The following is a 17,263-nucleotide window of genomic DNA, read 5'->3' on the forward strand; positions in this document are numbered from 1 at the left end:
CAGATTTTGGTAAACAAACAATAAACAGTCCGGCCGGGTTGCGATGACCGCCGGCGCAGCGAAACCGCGATTTTTCGCCGGAAAGGGCTGCGCTGCATGGATTTTTAACATTTCTTAACGACAATATGGGTTTGTAGTGCCCAAAGCGGTGCTCTGCGGATGGAGGATCATATCGTATACGTTCCGACCGAAAGACGTCTCCGGGACGCCACATGCGATCCTGGCAGGTCACATGGGGCGGGGTCGTGAGAAGGTGAATTCGCGGGATTGCGTGGTTTTGGAATTGGCGGCTGTGCGCCTGGCCGGAGTAAGGATGTTATGAAGCTGACTTATATTGCACTGACCGCCGGCGCGATCGCCATGATCGGTGCAATCGGCATGAGTCAATCCGGCCGGAAACTCCCTGTCTCCACGGCATCGGCGCAGCCTTCGGATGAGTTCCGGAGGGCTTACGAACAGATCGTTGACAATGACACGCCGGCCACGCCCGCAGTCGAGCAACCGCGCTTTTCCACCATCAGTGAAGCCCGGGCGCAGGAACCGAGCGAAAACCTGAGAAACCTGCCGGAAAACGCAACCGCACCGCAGCAGCCTGTCACGCAGATCACCCGCGGTCAGTCGGAAACCGCCCCTTCCCAGCAGCCCGCCACGCCGACGGTCGACGAAAGCGCGCTGCGCTATTTTGCCCAGCAGGGCGACCTGCAGCGCCTCCAGGCGGAAATCTCGCGGCTGCGGTCGCTTTATCCCAACTGGACACCGCCGGCCAATCCGCTTGCCGTCGAGGATGGTGAAGACGAACAGCTCAACGCCATGTGGGCCGCCTATGCCAAAGGCGACTATGCAACCGTTCACCAGTTGATCGAGGACCGCCGGGTGGAAGAACCCGACTGGACGCCGCCGGCCGACCTTGTCAACCGCCTTCACCTCGCCCAGACCCGCGCCAGATTGCTGAAGGCTTCGGAAGACGGCGATTATGAGGACGTTATCGACTATGCCTCCCAGGCGCCGAGCCTTCTGACCTGTGCGGAAATCAACGTCCTGTGGCAGGTCGGCGAAGCCTTTGCCAAGACCGATCGGCTTTCGCGCGCCATGGATGCCTATACCTATATCCTGAACAACTGCGACGCTCCGCAGGAACGGCTGGCCACGATGCAGAAGGCCATGGCGTTCATGCCCTATGACGACATGAAAACGCTTCTGAGCTATGAGCGCCAGAACGATGACGGCACGGCAGAGTTTCAGGAAATCCGCGATGCGCTGCTGCGCAGCCGGTTTGCCGAGGCCGGTGAAGACGAGACCATCATCATTTCGCCGGATGATCTGGCGCATATGGAAAGCCTTGCCACCGACGGCGGCGACCCCAAGGATGCGGAGCTTCTGGCGTGGTACTTCCTGGTGCGCAACAGCGATGCAGCCGCCGAAAAATGGTTCCGCGAAGCCCGCAAGGAAGGGGATTCCGCCGAAATTTCCCAGGGGCTCGCCCTGATCCTGATCGAGCAGGACAACGCGGAAGAAGCCGAGGCGGTGATGTACCCCTGGCGCAACAGTTCATCCGAAGCGATGGACACCTATCTCAACGCCGTGGTTAACATGCTCGGCCGTATCCCGCGCAAGGACTACGGACAGGACATTCTCGCACGCATGGCCGATGTCGTGACCGAGGCCCAGAGCATGACCGCCGCGCAACAGTTCGGCTGGTATTCGAACGACTACGGCCAGCCGCTGGCTGCGCTGCAATGGTTCGAAGCCGCGCTTTCGTGGGAACCCTATTACGAGCCGGCGGCCTATGGCGTGACTTTGATGCTCAACGATCTGAATTACAGGCCGGGCGTCTACCTGATGCAGAAAGTCTGGGCCCCCTATTCGGAGCGCATTGCCTGGCTCAACGATCCGAATGCGCCGGTTACCACGATCGAAAACGTGATGGCCACGGTGTTCGAGCTGACAAGCCTGAAGCAAACCGGCGGCACCACCCGCACAGTTGCCGTGCCGATTGCCGAAATCGACCTTTCCACCGGCCAGCAGACCCCGCTTGGCGCAGCTGCCGCACCGTCCTCCGGCGCGCCCGGTCAGACCGGAACGGGCGTTGCGCTGACCGCGCCGCTTAACGCCCCCGGCACACCGCAGCTTGAAGGCGAACAAGCCGAAAACACCCCGGCCAATTATGTGCCGGAATACTACCAGTACTACTATGGCAACAGCGCCACCGGTACGCCGCCGGCTGCCGGCGACAGCGAAGTGGCCTCACGCATGCGCGCGCTTGAGCGCCTGACCATTCCGCGCGACATGATCCAGACCGATCCGGTGACCGGCGTGCAGACCGTGACCGTGCTCAATACCGCACTGGAAGCAAACCGGAACCGCTACAATGTTTCGGCGGCACAGGTGCAGGCCGCCTTCTACACAACCGGCCAGCCCTCCGACCAGACCGAAATCTATCGGTTCGACGAGCAGGCCTATATCAACCGCGACTATCTGCGGCAGTTCGAGATCGCCTATTTCCTGAACCAGGAAAATGCCACCGGCAACAGTGTCACCATTTCGACGCTGCCGGCCGGCACGCCCGTGCCCGCGGGCACGCCGGTTTCCACCACCCCGGCGGCCACGTCATCTGCTTCGACGACGACGGCAAAGCGGCAGCGCAGATCTTCAACATCATCTTCGTCATCGGGCGGAAGCTGCTGGAACGGGCGTTCTTCGGACAACCTGTCGCCAAACGCAGCGCTCCGGCAGGGATGGTGCCTGATGGACCTCGAACGGCCGATGGAAGCAGCCCGCGCATTTCAGACCGCACTCGGCTCAAGCTCGGCGAAGAACCGCGAAGAAGCCGCCTACGGCCAGAGCCTTGCCTATATGCGCATGGGGCTGACGAGCAAAGCGGCGGTTGCCGCAGCCGAAGAGCCGCTCAGCCAAGAACGCCAGCTCGATATCCAGGTTCAGATCCTGACCAGCCGCGCCATCGCCGCCTATCAGGGTGGTCACTATCAAGACACCCTGCTGCTGCTAAACCAGCGCAGCCAGCTTGCGCCCGACGAAACCGGCCTGATGGTCATCCGCGGTTATGCCTATTACAATCTCGGTCGCTATTTCGATGCCCAGAAGGTGTTCGAAGCGCTGGCGGAAATGGGCAACCGCGATGGCATGGAAGGCCTTGCACTCGTCCGCGGCCAGCTCGGCCTGCCGGGCGGAAACTAGGAAACGTCAGGCGCACAACGCCGACAGGATGCGCTTGGCCGCCGCCTCGGGAGAGAGCTTCGCCGTATCGAGGCACACATCGGCCTCCCGCCAGGGCGTGTAATCGCGATCGATGACGGCCTGCCAGTCCGGTTCTGCATGCCCTTTGCCGATATCGCTCACCCGGCTTTCAATCCGGCCGCGGTGCAGGTCGGTATTCGAACAAATGATCTCGACACTCAGAAAGGCGGCAGCAGCATGCGTTGCCGCATCCGCAAACATGGCGCGCGTCAGCGGCCATGGATTGACGCAGTCGACAATGACATCCTGCCCGGTTTTCAAATTGGAAACGGCAAGGGCGGCGGCAATCTGATAGCCCAGCGGGCCGATATCGCGACGTTCGTCCTCGACGCGCAGAACAGCCTCGATCTCATCGATACGCAGAAAAACCGCCGGCCGTGCTTGCGCAACAAGCCGCGCGATCGTGGTTTTTCCGGTGCCCGGAAGTCCGGCGAGAGCGATCAGCGTGGCCAAATCAGACCTTGTCGGTCGGCAGCGCTCCAGCCTTTTTCTCGGCTTCGAAGGCGGCCGGCGCATCGACATAGGCTTCCTGCCGGGCCACGCTCCAGTAGCGCAGTTCGTCGAGCGGAATCCGCTTTCCGGTGACCGCGCAGATCACATGCGTGCCCGGTACGATCACATCGAAATCAGCATCCAGATAGCGAATTTTCGCCTCGCCCCTGCCATTGCCTTCCAGGATATTCACCGCACATTCTCCAAATTCAGGATGTTCTGCTTGCCGTTGTCAGCGTCCGAACAGGCGCTCGATGTCGGAAAGCTTCAATTCAATATAGGTCGGACGGCCGTGATTGCACTGTCCGGAGCCCGGTGTTTCTTCCATCTGCCTCAAGAGAGCATTCATTTCCTCAACGCGCAAGCGCCGGCCGGACCGCACGGAACCATGGCAGGCCATGGTCGCCGCCACGCTTTCCAGTTTTGAGCGCAGGCCGTCGGCCGTTTCCCATTCGCCCGCCTCATCGGCAAGCTGGCGGATCAGCGCCGGCGCATCGACCTCGCCCAGCATGGCCGGCGTTTCGCGCACCGCAATTGCCCCGGGTCCGAAACGCTCATAGACGAGACCGAGACGGTTCATCTCTTCGGAAAACGGCATCAGCCGGTCGCAGTCTTCTTCCGGCATGTCGACGATTTCGGGGATCAGCAGCACCTGCGAGGGCAGCCTGCGCTCGGCCAGCGCCTTGCGCAGCGCCTCGTAGACCAGACGCTCATGCGCGGCATGCTGATCGACGATCACAAGACCGGTCTGCGACTGGGCGACGATATAGTTTTCATGCACCTGTGCGCGGGCGGCGCCCAGCGGGTGCCCGCTCGCAGCATCATCCGTACGCGGCTCAAACGTTTCGGATCGCGCCGACGGCGCCTCGAAACCGGCGAACACATCGCCGCCCTGCCCTGCCCTTTCTGCAACCGTCGCATCGGCGGAAAAGCCGGGGGCCGGCGTCTCGCCAAAACCTTGAGGCCGGAAGGGCGAACGTTCCGCCGACCAGTCGACATTCGACCGCCGCACGTCGCGATTGCCAAAACCGCCGCCGAAACGCCCCGGCGATGCGCCGCCATCCTGCGGCGCCGTGCCCGGACGGAAAGCCCGCAGCATCGCATCCGCACCGGTGGATGAGGCCCGGTCGCCGCTCTTGATCAGCGCCTCGCGGATCGCCCCGACAATCAGCCCGCGCACAAGCCCCGGATCGCGAAAACGGACATCGGCCTTGGCCGGATGGACATTGACATCGACCAGCGCCGGATCGAGCGAAAACCACAGGACCGCCATCGGATACCGCCCCTTCGGCACGGTCTCGGCATAGGCCGCGCGAATTGCGCCCATCAACAGCTTGTCCTGCACCGGACGGCCATTGACGAAGGCATAAAGGTGCCCCGAATTGCCGCGATTGAAGGTCGGCACGCCGACATAGCCGGTAAGCCCGATATCCTCCCTAAGTGCATCGATTTCGATTGCGTTCGGCCGGAAATCCTTGCCCAGAACCTGCGCGATGCGGGCAAGGCGATCATCACCGGTGGCCGGCAGTTCGAGCGTCGAACGATCGGAGCCGGACAGCACGAAGCGGACGGCGGGGAAGGCAAGCGCCATGCGCTTGACCACCTCGGTGATCGCGCCCGATTCCGCCCGCTCGCTTTTCAGGAATTTCAACCGGGCCGGCGTCGCGAAGAACAGGTCGCGCACTTCGACAATGGTGCCCGGATTGACCGGTGCGGGCTGCGGTTCCGTCAGCCTGCCGCCATGCAGCTCGATACGATAGCCTTCGCCCGCGCCCTTTGTGCGGCTCGAAACGGCAAGCTTCGCCACCGAGCCGATCGACGGCAGCGCCTCGCCGCGAAAACCGAGCGTGCGGATATCGGTGAGATCTGCGGAAATCTTCGAGGTGCAATGCCGCCTGACGGCCAGCGACAGATCGTCCGGCGTCATGCCGGAACCATTGTCGGTGACCCGCAAAAGCGCCTTGCCGCCGCCGGCCGTCGCGATCTCGATGCGCGTCGCCCCGGCATCGAGCGCGTTTTCCACCAGTTCCTTGGCAGCGCTCGCCGGCCGTTCGATGACCTCGCCGGCGGCAATCTGGTTGATGACGGTTTCCGAAAGCTGTCTGATGCTCATGGCACATATCTAAAGGGATTCGCGCGATATGGAAACGCTGCGTGTCACCCGACATTGAAATGCTGTGTTTGTGCCGGAAATCGGGCTCGATCGGCTTTTACGCTGGATCGGCGCCCGCTCCGACATCTTCTTCCACCGTAGCGGCCAGAACGGCGTCATTTATCGCCGATCATCCGCTTAACCGGCAGGCCGGAGGCCCGTCTCTGTTGCCCGCATGCAACAATTGCATAACAAAAACAAAGATTCGCGTTCTTCTCGAAAACGGAAAAGGTAACCGGCATTTCCGGCGGCACATAACGATGGTTAGCGACACCTATCCTTCATACCGAACCTTGTGGACATTTGACATACACCGAAAACAGAGAGAACGGCCACAAAGACCATTAATAACAACATTCATTCATTATTAATAATATTAAAAACATAGTTTGTTAAATAATGTAAAATTTACATTAAATATTATTTATATAAATATCATAAGAAAACTTTGTTAAATTTATATAAAAATATCACATGTTGATATTTTATTATTAAAAATGAAACTCTCTTCTCCATCGTCCTATTATTGCGTGGAGGGGTTCCGTGTTCTGTCTTGAGTTCAACAAAAAGTCGACAACCGTCAGGCTTCTTTCTTCCGTTTCACTTGCCGCATCGGCCGGCTCGCTCTGGCTGCTTGGCGCCGGCATGGCCGCGGCGGACAGCGAGTGCGGATCGGCCTCCGATGGAACAGTGACCTGCGACGATGCATCCTACGCGAGCATCACCTACAACACGTCGGGCGCAGATAACCTGACGCTGAACCTCGACAACGCTGCCATGGCAATCTCCGGGCCGGTTCTTCTGCAGGACACGGATACGTCCTCGACGGCCGATCTGGTGATTGACGCCAAGTCCTTCGACACGATCACGACAACGGCGGCCAATGCACACGCAGTTGCGGCCAAGACCTCGGGGCTGGGCACCACGACAGTCAACTTTTCCAGCGGCACCATTACCACAAGCGGTGGAAATGCCTATGCTCTGGATTCCGAGATCAGCAACAGTGCCGCGACCGGCGATGCAGTGGCCAACATGACCGGCGGCACCATCACTCTGACGCAGACCACTCAGGGCACCAGAGGCATCGTCGCCTACAACAACGGGACCGGCGATGCGATTGCCACCATGTCCGGCGGGTCGATTACCAGCACAAGCATAAACGTCTATGGCGTCTATGCGCGCGCGCAGCAGGGCAATGCGCATGTCGTCATTTCAGGCACGGCATCGGTCATCAACAATTCGACAACCGATCCCACAGCCAATCAATTCGGGGTATCTGCCGACAGCTACGGCTCCGGAGAAGCATTGGTCGAAATGTCCGGCGGCCATGTCGAAGCCTGGCGCCGTCCGGTACAGGCGAACGTTCACTCCACTTCCGCTTCCTCCGATGCGGTTATCAAATTCACCGGTGGCACAGTGATTTCCGAGAGCGACTACGCCCTTACAACGGGCAATTTCGGTTCCGGTGACTCGATCGTGACCATGGACGACAGTGATGGGCCTTCGAATATCACCGTCGGCCAGAATTTCGCTCCTAGCCCAAGCGGCTGCTGCAATGCCCCCTGGGGGGTCAATGCCTCGATCAGCAATGGTGGAACCGGCAGTGCCTATGCCAGCCTTTCTGGCGGCCTCGACACAGCAACCATCGATGTCTACCAGAAAAGCGGCGAAGCCTACGGCGTTATCGCATTGGTAAATTCATCCGTGGCGACCGGCTCGGCAACGGCTGTGATGAATGGCGGTACAATTACCCTCTATGGCGACCCTGCCGGCAGTTCGGCCGTTGGCGTGGCCTCGTATAACTACGGATACGGCGACGCATCCGTTGCCGTGAATGGCGGCAAAATCATCGTTCAGGACGGCGCTACGGCTGGCGTCTATGTCACCGGCACCGCCAATGTGATTTCCACAATGACCGGTGGCGAAATTGACCTTCTGAGCGATACAGATGACGCTGGCATCGTTGCCAACCATGGATCATATGGCCTCAGAACAGCTGCATATTCCGAAGCTGGATACCAAAGCCTCGTCGAAATGACTGGCGGCACCATCAATGCATCCGGCTATGGCTCAATCGGGGTCAAGGCCTATAACTACGAAACCGGTGCCAGCGTAATCAACCTCGCCGGTGGCACGATCAATGTTACCGGCGATGGCCTGGCTGCAATTGCCATGTCGAACCGCACAGGTGGCGGGAGCGGCAACCCTGCCTATCAGCAGATCATTACGATCGGCCCGGACATGGTGATCGATGCATCAACCTCGTCCTTCGGCTACGCGCTTTGGAACGGTGACCCGAGCGGCGACAACAACGTTGTTTTGACCACAGCAGGTTCGGTTGCAGGCGATGCCATGATGGGCAGTGGCAGCTCCACCTTTACGCTTTCCGGCGGGTCGTGGACCGGCGACATCTATGGCGATTTCGACCCGAACAACCCGATTCCCGGCCTCGCAACCCCGGTGCAGGGCTCCGACAACTTCATCTGGACGGGCGGCACGCTGAACAGCGGGTTTTACGGTCAGGGCGGCAATGACACGGCAACGATATCCGTGCCGAACTCGCCGTCTTTTGCCGCGGCGATCTTCGATGGCGGCGAGGATGGCGGCGCGCCGGAAAGCGAGATTTCGTCCGATTCCGACACCATCACCTTCACCGGTAACAATGACGGCCTCATGGGCAACAATATCCGGCACTGGGAAAAGTTCACCGTCGCCAATAATGCGACGGTCGGCTTTGCCGACGGATCGATGACGCTGGATGGTTATGACGGCGGCAATGCCAATGACCTAGGCCTTGCCACGATCACGCCCGGCGCCACGCTGATGGGTGGGCTGACCAGCCCCTTCACCCTCAACGCCAATCTGGTGAACGCCGGCGCGCTGTCGATGCAGGACGGCCTCACCGGCGGCAATTTCATCATCGGCGGCGATTATCAGAGCACGGCAGGCCGGCTTGGTCTCGATGTCGATTTTTATAATCTTCAATCCGATGTGGTGACCTTCGGCGGCGCCATTGACGGCTTCAGCCGGTTCGACATCGCCGATGTGACCGGCGCCAATCGCGCCCGCTTCGGCGCCATCCTGATTGCCGATACCACCGTCGCCACGGCCATCGACCGGAACGAATTCGCCGTGGAACGCGCCGGCAAGACGGCCTCGGGCCTTTACGCCTATGCGCTTTATTACAACCTCACCGGCGATCCGAATATCGGGTCGACACCGGGCCTTTATCTTTATGCCGACCCGGATTCCATCCAGCCCTTCATCCCGCTTTACGAAGGTTATCAGTCGGCGCTTCTGGAGATGAACACACTGCCGACCATGCGCCAGCGCGTCGGCAAGCGCTACTGGCTTTATGACGACGTGGCCGTTGTTCCGATGCTGACGCCGAAGGATGAGGGTTATTATGCGCAGCCGATGACCGCCGGCGCGGACTATAAGACGACCCCGGCATTCGATGCGGTCTGGGGCCGGATCGATGGCGGTTTCGATCATATCGACCCGACGTCATCAACGCTGGATTACGATTACGACCTGTCGCAGTTTGAAGCGCAGGCCGGTGTCGACGGGTTGTTCCTCGACAATGGAAACGGCCGATTGTTTGCCGGGCTGACGGGCCATTATCGCACCGGTGAAGCGAAGTTCAGCTCGCGCTACGGCGACAGCAAGCTGTTTCCGGATGGCTGGGGCTTCGGCGGCACGCTGACCTGGCTGGGCGACAACGGCTTTTATACCGACGCCCAGGCAGAGGCGACCTGGTATTCGAGCGAGATGAAGGCCGAGGATCTTTATGACGGCATCGAAGACAGCGACGCTTTCGGATACGCGCTGTCTCTCGAGGCCGGCCAGCAGATCGGCTTCGGCGACAACAACATGCTCGTCACCCCGCAGGCCCAGTTGATGTGGTCATCGGTCGATATCGACAGCTTGACCGGCGCCTATAATGACGATGCCGCCTTCAATGACGGCGACAGCCTGACGGCCCGGCTCGGCCTTGCGCTGGAGCATGAAAGCCACTGGAAGGACGAGAGCGGCCTTTCCCGCAAGGGCAATGTCTACGGCATCGCGAATATCTATTACGACTTCGACAACAAGACCAAGGCGACGGTGGAACAGTTTTACACACTGGAAACCGAGCTTGACGCCTGGACCGGCGAGATCGGCTTCGGCGGCACCTATGACTGGGAGGGCGCAAACGAAATCAGCTACGGCATCTACGGCGAAGTCACCGCCTCCATGGGCTTCGACAGCAGTTCCTACGGCTACGGCGGCAATGTCGGCTTCCGCGTCAGGTGGTGAGAGACGCGACAGTAATGAGGCGGCGGACTGGAAGACGGCCGCCGCCCCTCGGGTTTTGACGCAGGCTGAACAGCACCCGGCGGGATCGACCGAACCGGACATCGGTTTTCGGTGTAACATGGCACGATCGAACGCCGCCGGAGCGCTGCCATGGAACATGATCCCCTGTTGCAACCCTTTCAGTTGAAGCATCTGCGTCTCAAGAACCGCCTGATGTCGACCGCGCACGAGCCGGCCTATGGCGAAGGCGGGCTGCCAACAGAGCGCTACCGGCGCTACCATGCGGAAAAGGCCAGGGGCGGAATTGCGCTGACGATGACGGCCGGTTCGGCGGTTGTGGCGCCGGATTCCCCGGCGGCCTTCGGCAACCTCCACGCCTGGCGCGACGAGATCGTTCCGCTGATGGCCCGCCTTGCCGAAGACTGTCATGAACATGGCTGCGCGGTGATGATCCAGCTCACCCATCTCGGCCGGCGCACCAGCGGCTGGAACATGGGCGACTGGCTTCCGGTGCTGTCCGCCTCGCCGACGCGGGAACCGGCCCACCGCACCATCCCGAAGGCGATGGAGGATTTCGACTTTGCCCGGATTGCGGAGGATTACGCCAGCGCCGCCGAACGGATGATGGCGGCCGGTCTCGACGGGATCGAGATCGAGGCCTATGGCCACCTGCTCGACAGTTTCTGGTCGCCGCTGACCAACCTGCGCGACGACGAGCATAATGGCGCACTGGAAAACCGGTTGCGTTTCACCTTTCTCGTGCTGGATGCAATCCGCAAGCGCTGCGGGCCGGATTTCATCGTCGGCATGCGGCTCGTTGCCGACGAGAACCGGGCGGGCGGCCTTTCCCGCGCGCAGGGGCTTTCGATCTGTCAGGCCCTTGTCGACAGCGGCATGGTCGATTTTCTCAACGTCATTCGTGGCCATATCGACCACGATGCACCGCTGACCGAGGTGATCCCGATCCAGGGCATGGCGTCTGCGCCACATCTCGATTTCGCAGGCGATGTGCGCCAGCAAACCCGTTTCCCGGTGTTCCATGCCGCCCGCATTGCCGATGTCGCCACCGCCCGCCACGCGGTTGCCGAGGGCCGGCTCGACATGGTCGGGATGACCCGCGCGCACATCGCCGATCCGCATATCGTGCGCAAGATCATGGCCGGGATCGAGGACCGTATCCGCCCCTGCGTCGGCGCCACCTACTGTCTCGACAGGATTTACGAGGGCGGCGAGGCGCTGTGTATCCACAACGCCGCAACCGGCCGCGAAGAAACGATCCCGCATGACATTCCCAAGGCCGCTCACCCCCGCAAGGCTGTCGTCGTCGGCGCGGGACCGGCCGGGCTGGAGGCCGCCCGGGTGCTCGCCGAACGCGGACACGCGGTCACCGTGTTCGAGGCAACCGGTGAAGCCGGCGGGCAGATCAACCTTCTGACCCGCAATCCGCGCCGGCGCGAACTGATCGGCATTGTCGACTGGCGACTTGCCGAGCTGGAACGCCTGAACGTTCCGATCCGCTACAATGTCTTCGCCGAAGAAGCAGAGGTTCTGGCCGAAAAACCGGATCTGGTGGTCATCGCCACCGGCGGCATTGCGCAATCGCCGCCGCTTGAGGCGAGCGAAGCGCTGGCCGTTTCAAGCTGGGATATCCTCGCCGGCACCGTCAAACCGGCAGACAAGGTGCTGCTTTACGACAATCACGGTGGCCATCCCGGCCTGACGGCAGCGGAGATGATCGCCGACAGCGGTGCAGCGCTCGAAATCGTCACCCCGGAACGTTTCTTCGCCCCCGATGTCGGCGGCATGAATCACGTGCCCTATGCCCGGCGTTTTGCCGAAAAGGGCGTCCGGATCACCATCAGCAAGCGGCTCCACGCCATAAGGCGCGACGGCAACGGGCTGAAGGCGCAGTTGATCTCCGATTATGCGCCGGGGTTCGTCGAGGAAATCGAGACCGGACAGGTCGTTGTCGAAGACGGAACGATGCCGATGGACGATCTTTATTTCGCCCTCAAACCGCTTTCCCGCAACGGCGGAGCCGTCGATTACACGGCGCTGACTGCCCGCAAGCCCCCCTTGCCCCGGACAAACGGAGAAGGGAGTTTCGACCTGTTGCGCATCGGCGATGCGATCCATGCCCGCAACATCCATGCCGCCATTTATGACGCACTGCGCTATTGTTCGCTGATATGAACGCTCAAAACGCCTTGTAGGCCGGGTCGAAACGCGGTTTGGCGCCGGTGACGAGCGCGAAGGTGAAGCCGGCATTGGGCTCCTGATCGAGCTTCGCATCGCGCGCGGCGGTCGTCACCATCATCCAGCCGCCGTCACGGCCGATAAAGGCCGGGCAGGTCGGCTGCCGGGCCGGCAGCTGAAAGCGGGCAACCAGCCTGCCGGCGGGGTCATACTGGTCGAGAACACCGGCCCCGAACCGGGCATTCCAGATATGGCCGTCACCGTCGCAGATCGCCCCATCCATGCCGCCGGGCTTTTGCGAGGTATCGATAAACACTTCCTCCGGCCCGTCCGGCAGCCCGGTTTCGGGATCGAGGGGAACCCGCATCAGCGTGTTGAGGTCGGTATCGACATAATAGCCGGTATCCCCTTCGGGCGAAAAGCAGATGGCATTGGGAATGGTCACCTTGTCGAAGATCTTCGTCACCGTGCCGCCGAGCACATGGTAGATCGCGCCCGCTTCCTTTTCCGCATTCTTGCCCATTGTGCCAACCCAGAATGCCCCGGACTGATGAACCCGGGCATCATTGGAACGGGTAACGGCGTTGTCCGGTTCGATGGCCGCATGCAGCGACAGCGCTCCGGTGGAGACATCATGAAAATAAAGGCCGGTTTCCATGGCGATGATCTGGCGGTGTTCGTCAACGACGGCCATCGCACTGGCCATTTCGGGCAGCGAGACGATGCGGCGATCCCGTGTCGAGGCGTTGAGCAGATGGAGCTGGCAATTGAGGATATCGAACCACCAGATCTGGTCGCTGGCCGGATCATAGCCCGGCCCCTCGCCCAGCTCCATCCGTTGGTTCACCAGAATCCTGCCCTCGAATACGGTCTCTGCGGTCATTGTTACTACCGGCGCTCCTCTTGTCCTGTTGTGACGGTTCTCGCGTTTCCGAGAGCTCCCCGCTCAGAATCGCAGACTTTCCCGACGCTGAAAATGAGGAAAGACAACGCCGCCTGATAAATCAAGGTCTGTCTTTGCGTTCTCACTGCCAAACCGCGCAAACTGCATCAAAAAGGCCTTTCTCCGCCCTTTGCGAAAAAAAATTCTGTCATGAGCGGACGATCGGCGCGCAACGCCTCCGGGCCCAAAAAATAAGCGGAGTCAATAATTTGTGCATCGCAACACGGCGCATGATTCTTTCCTTGATGGTAACTCAAGTCTAAATCACTGTTCTTCCCGCAAAAAAGCCGCTTGCAATGACTAATATAATCATTCATCTTCTCCGCAGTTCCAGAGGGGATAAAAACAAGCACGCGCCCAAGAGCGCGAGTTGAAAACAACAGAAACGCCGGCGCGACGGACTTTCAAAGTCTTAATCTTTGCGCTGGCGTTTCTGTTTTCTGCTTGCCCGCGACATCTGCACAAACCCCCGTTTCTTGCACGCGCCATCACGCATATGACACGGCTGCATGATCGCTTTGCCATTGGCGCGGCGGACAATTTTCACTATCTAGACACGAGTGTCAGAACAGGAAGGGCGCCATGACCGATATCAGCAAGGAACAGGTTCTCAAAAGCCTCGAACTCGTGACACTGCCGGACGGCAAGCCGCTGGCCTCCAGCGGGCTGGTCTCCGATATCTTCATTGCCGAGGGAAAGGTCTATTTTTCGCTCAGCGTGCCGGCCGAAAACGTCGAGGCTTTCGAGCCCATCAGACTTGCCGCGCAAAAGGCCGTCGAGGCCCTGCCCGGCGCACGCCAGGCGCTGGTGACGCTGACAGCCGACAAACCCGCCGACCAGGCAGGCGGCAGGCCAGATAAACGCGCCGCAGCAGCCCCCAAAGGTGAGCAGCCAAAGGGGCCGTCCGGCGGCAGCCGTACCGCAGCAAAGCCGGAAATCCCCGGCATTGGCTCCATCATTGCCGTTGCCTCGGGCAAGGGCGGTGTCGGCAAGTCGACCACATCGGTCAACCTGGCGCTGGGCCTTGCGGCCGAAGGGCTGAAGGTCGGTCTGCTTGATGCCGATATCTACGGCCCGTCGATCCCCAGGCTGATGGGCCTTTCCGGCCGGCCGATGCAAGGGCCCGGCCGCACAATCATGCCGATGGAGAAATACGGCCTCAAGGTCATGTCGATCGGCTTTCTGGTCGATGAGGGCACGGCCGTCATCTGGCGCGGACCGATGGTGCAGTCCGCGCTGATGCAGATGCTGCGCGAGGTTTCCTGGGGGAAGCTCGATGTTCTGGTGGTCGACATGCCGCCGGGCACGGGCGATGCGCAGCTGACCATGGCCCAGCAGGTGCCGCTGGCCGGAAGCGTGGTGGTCTCCACCCCGCAGGACCTGGCGCTGATCGATGCGCGCAAGGCAATCGCGATGTTCAACAAGGTGTCCGTGCCGGTTCTCGGCATCGTCGAAAACATGAGCGCCTTCATCTGCCCGAGCTGCGGCGAGACCCATCACATCTTCGGCCATGGCGGCGCGAAAGCGGAAGCGGAGAAGATCGGCGTGCCGTTCCTGGGCGAAGTGCCGCTGGCCATGGATATCCGCACCACATCGGATGCCGGAACACCGGTGGTCGCCGGCGAACCGGATGGCCCGCATGTAGCTGCCTACCGGGCGATTGCGAAGGCTACCCGGGCAGGCATTGAGGCCGGCGCCAGCAAGAGCGGCCCGTCAATCGTGTTCGACTGAAGCGCTGTCGCCTGCCGAAAACACGCAGGTGCCGCCGATATAGGTTGCGGCCAGCGACAGGTCTTCGCCCAGCAGCACGAAATCGGCGTCGGCCCCTTCCTGAAGCCGCCCCTTGTTCTTGGCGTTGACGGCATCCGCCGGATAGAGCGAGGCCATGCGCAGGGCCTCCTCAAGCGGCACCCCGAGGTCGCGGTGGCAGTTCATCACACAGGTCAGCATGTCGGTATCGGCACCGGCAAGCGTGCCGTTGGCGAGCGTCAGACGACCTTCGCTGCGATAGATCGTCCGGCCATTGAGGGTAAAGCACTCCATATCCGTTCCCGTCACCGACATCGCATCGGTCACCAGAAAGATCCGTCCGGGGCCTTTCTTGGCTCTGAGCGCAATGCCCATGGCCACGGGATCGACGTGATAGCCATCGGCAATCAGGCCGCAGGAAAGCCCGCCATCGGAAAGGGCGGCACCGACCAGACCGGGCTCACGATGGTTGAGCGGGCTCATCGCATTGAAAAGATGGGTGGCCATGGTGGCGCCGGCCATGCGGTATTCGCCGGCCGTGGCGCAGTCTGTTCCGGTATGGCCGAGACTAACCGTATACCCTGCCGCGGCAAGCCGCGCGACCTGCTGGCGTTTGACACTTTCCGGCGCCACGGTGATCAGCGCGACACCGAAAGCGCCGGCATTTTCAACGAGAAAATCGCAATCGACCGTTTCCATCGGACGGATCAGCGCCGGGTCATGCGTGCCTTTTTTCGCAAGCGCCAGATGCGGGCCTTCCAGATGCAGGCCGAGAAAGCCGGGAATTCCTTCTGCCCGTGCCGCGCGTCCGGCGGCAACCGCCTGATGCACGACCTCGGGCGTATCGGTGATCAGCGTCGGCAACAGCGAGGTCGTGCCGAACTGCGCATGGGCACGGCAGATCGTCTTCAGCCCCTCAAGGCTCGGATCGTTGTTGAACAGCACTCCACCGCCGCCATTGACCTGAAGGTCGACAAAGCCCGGCGCCAGAATATGCCCGTCGACGCGGATGATCTCGGCATCGGCAGGCACGCGGCGCTCGGCCACAAGGGCCTCGATCCCTTCTTCGGAAAAAACAAGCGCCAGACCGTCGCGAAAACTTTCACCGTCAAACAGCCTTGCGCCGCAGATTGCCTTTTTCATCTTACTCGGTCTCCGTCACCTTGTTGAGCGCCACCGGTTGATCGGGGTTGAGGCCGCGAGCCCGCGACAGCGTCTCGACGAAGCTGTAATAGGGCACGATCAGCGCCAGCGCATCGGTCAGCGGATGACCGGTGGCCACGAAGGGAAGGCGTGTAGTCTTCTCCCCCCTGTCGGACGACAGGAACACGTCAGCCCCCTTGGCCGCCATCCCGGAGGCGGTTTTGGCAATCGCGGCTTCCGCCTTGTCGCGCGCGGCAAAGGCGATCACCGGAAAGCGTGCCTCGACCAGCGAGACCGGCCCGTGCAGGACTTCCGCAGACGAATAGGCCTCGGCATGCAGCTCGGAGGTTTCCTTGCATTTCAGCGCCGCCTCGCTGGCAATCGCAAAACTTGGTCCGCGGCCCAGCACATAGAGCGACTGCGTCTCCTTCAGCGAAGCCATCAGCGGCGACCAGTCACAGGCAAGCGCCTTGTCGAGGTCATCGGGCAGCCTGGCGAGCGCACTTTTCAACGCGGCATCGCCGGCCCATTCGGCAAGCACGGCAAGGCCGGCAATGATGGAATTGACATAGGACTTGGTCGCCGCCACCGCCTTTTCCGGCCCGGCGGCAATATCGATCGGCTGGTCGGTGACATCTGCAAGCGGAGAGGCGATGGTGTTGACGAGCGAAAGCGTCAGCGCCCCACCGGCGCGGGCCGATTTGCCGAGCGCGACGATATCCGGGCTCTTGCCGGACTGGGAAATACAGATTGCCGCCGCCGATCCCATCTTCAGCTTCGCATCATAGATCGAGGCCAGCGAAGGGCCGAGCGAGGCCACGGGAACGCCGGTCGTCAGCTCGATCGCGTATTTGAGGAACAGCGCCGCATGATCGGAGGAACCGCGCGCGACGGTGACAATGACGCCCGGGTCCTTTTCGGCAAGCGCCTTGCCGGCGCCGGCAAAGGCCTTGCCGCTGCCCTCAAGCAGCCGTGCGGCAGCAGCAGGAATCTCATCGATTTCACGGCGCATATGGGTCGGATCAGTCATTGCA

At 61.2% G+C, this 17,263-nt stretch carries 11 protein-coding genes; 4 read left to right on the forward strand and 7 right to left on the reverse strand.

Features of this window, described 5'->3' with window-relative positions; translation table 11 throughout:
* Positions 1–318: 318 nt before the first annotated feature.
* Positions 319–3,195: a tetratricopeptide repeat protein gene (locus ABID12_RS12515; RefSeq protein WP_354434475.1), complete on the forward strand. Its 2,877-nt coding sequence runs from the start codon at positions 319–321 to the stop codon at positions 3,193–3,195.
* 6 nt (positions 3,196–3,201) lie between these two features.
* Here ABID12_RS12515 and ABID12_RS12520 read toward each other — a convergent pair whose 3' ends face one another.
* The 3 genes from ABID12_RS12520 to mutL are packed head-to-tail and all read right to left on the reverse strand — an operon-like array spanning position 3,202 to position 5,860.
* A complete protein-coding gene (locus ABID12_RS12520; protein WP_354434476.1) occupies positions 3,202–3,708 on the reverse strand; it encodes a P-loop nucleotide/nucleoside kinase family protein in 507 nt (168 codons plus the stop codon).
* A 1-nt stretch (position 3,709) separates the two neighbouring features.
* Complete coding sequence (locus ABID12_RS12525) at positions 3,710–3,940, reverse strand: DUF2093 domain-containing protein (protein ID WP_354434477.1); 231 nt, start codon at positions 3,938–3,940, stop codon at positions 3,710–3,712.
* A gap of 39 nt (positions 3,941–3,979) precedes the next feature.
* Positions 3,980–5,860, reverse strand: a complete 1,881-nt coding sequence (gene mutL / locus ABID12_RS12530; RefSeq protein ID WP_354434478.1) for a DNA mismatch repair endonuclease MutL — start codon at positions 5,858–5,860, stop codon at positions 3,980–3,982.
* A 582-nt stretch (positions 5,861–6,442) separates the two neighbouring features.
* Here mutL and ABID12_RS12535 point away from each other — a divergent pair.
* Together ABID12_RS12535 and ABID12_RS12540 are read left to right on the forward strand one after the other, a co-directional pair.
* A complete protein-coding gene (locus tag ABID12_RS12535) occupies positions 6,443–10,198 on the forward strand; it encodes an autotransporter outer membrane beta-barrel domain-containing protein (RefSeq protein ID WP_354434479.1) in 3,756 nt (1,251 codons plus the stop codon).
* Between the two features lie 150 nt (positions 10,199–10,348).
* A complete protein-coding gene (locus ABID12_RS12540) occupies positions 10,349–12,391 on the forward strand; it encodes an oxidoreductase (protein WP_354434480.1) in 2,043 nt (680 codons plus the stop codon).
* Between the two features lie 4 nt (positions 12,392–12,395).
* Here the strand turns inward: ABID12_RS12540 and ABID12_RS12545 are convergent, their stop codons facing one another.
* Together ABID12_RS12545 and ABID12_RS12550 are read right to left on the reverse strand one after the other, a co-directional pair.
* Complete coding sequence (locus ABID12_RS12545) at positions 12,396–13,277, reverse strand: SMP-30/gluconolactonase/LRE family protein (protein ID WP_354434481.1); 882 nt, start codon at positions 13,275–13,277, stop codon at positions 12,396–12,398.
* A 167-nt stretch (positions 13,278–13,444) separates the two neighbouring features.
* On the reverse strand, positions 13,445–13,654 hold the full coding sequence (locus ABID12_RS12550) for a hypothetical protein (RefSeq protein WP_354434482.1): 210 nt from the start codon (positions 13,652–13,654) through the stop codon (positions 13,445–13,447).
* 265 nt (positions 13,655–13,919) lie between these two features.
* On the opposite strand from ABID12_RS12550, the gene ABID12_RS12555 reads away from it, so the two are divergent.
* Entirely contained in the window at positions 13,920–15,068 is a 1,149-nt protein-coding gene (locus ABID12_RS12555; protein ID WP_354434483.1) for an Mrp/NBP35 family ATP-binding protein, read from the forward strand.
* Here the strand turns inward: ABID12_RS12555 and nagA are convergent.
* Both nagA and ABID12_RS12565 read right to left on the reverse strand, forming a co-directional pair.
* Positions 15,051–16,229, reverse strand: coding sequence for an N-acetylglucosamine-6-phosphate deacetylase (gene nagA, locus ABID12_RS12560; RefSeq protein WP_354434484.1), 1,179 nt, complete (start codon positions 16,227–16,229; stop codon positions 15,051–15,053). The genes ABID12_RS12555 and nagA overlap by 18 nt on opposite strands.
* A 1-nt stretch (position 16,230) precedes the next feature.
* Positions 16,231–17,259 (reverse strand): SIS domain-containing protein, encoded by a 1,029-nt coding sequence (locus tag ABID12_RS12565; protein ID WP_354434485.1) that lies wholly within the window; start codon positions 17,257–17,259, stop codon positions 16,231–16,233.
* Between the last annotated feature and the right edge of the window lie 4 nt (positions 17,260–17,263).

This window comes from Martelella mangrovi, assembly GCF_040545495.1.
GTDB lineage: Bacteria > Pseudomonadota > Alphaproteobacteria > Rhizobiales > Rhizobiaceae > Martelella > Martelella mangrovi.

Coding starts and splice junctions, on each gene's coding strand:
- mutL (WP_354434478.1), bottom strand. CDS start 5,860: ATGAGCATCAGACAGCTTTCGGAAACCGTCATCAACCAGATTGCCGCC.
- nagA (WP_354434484.1), bottom strand. CDS start 16,229: ATGAAAAAGGCAATCTGCGGCGCAAGGCTGTTTGACGGTGAAAGTTTT.
- ABID12_RS12515 (WP_354434475.1), top strand. CDS start 319: ATGAAGCTGACTTATATTGCACTGACCGCCGGCGCGATCGCCATGATC.
- ABID12_RS12545 (WP_354434481.1), bottom strand. CDS start 13,277: ATGACCGCAGAGACCGTATTCGAGGGCAGGATTCTGGTGAACCAACGG.
- ABID12_RS12550 (WP_354434482.1), bottom strand. CDS start 13,654: ATGAATGATTATATTAGTCATTGCAAGCGGCTTTTTTGCGGGAAGAAC.
- ABID12_RS12555 (WP_354434483.1), top strand. CDS start 13,920: ATGACCGATATCAGCAAGGAACAGGTTCTCAAAAGCCTCGAACTCGTG.
- ABID12_RS12540 (WP_354434480.1), top strand. CDS start 10,349: ATGGAACATGATCCCCTGTTGCAACCCTTTCAGTTGAAGCATCTGCGT.
- ABID12_RS12565 (WP_354434485.1), bottom strand. CDS start 17,259: ATGACTGATCCGACCCATATGCGCCGTGAAATCGATGAGATTCCTGCT.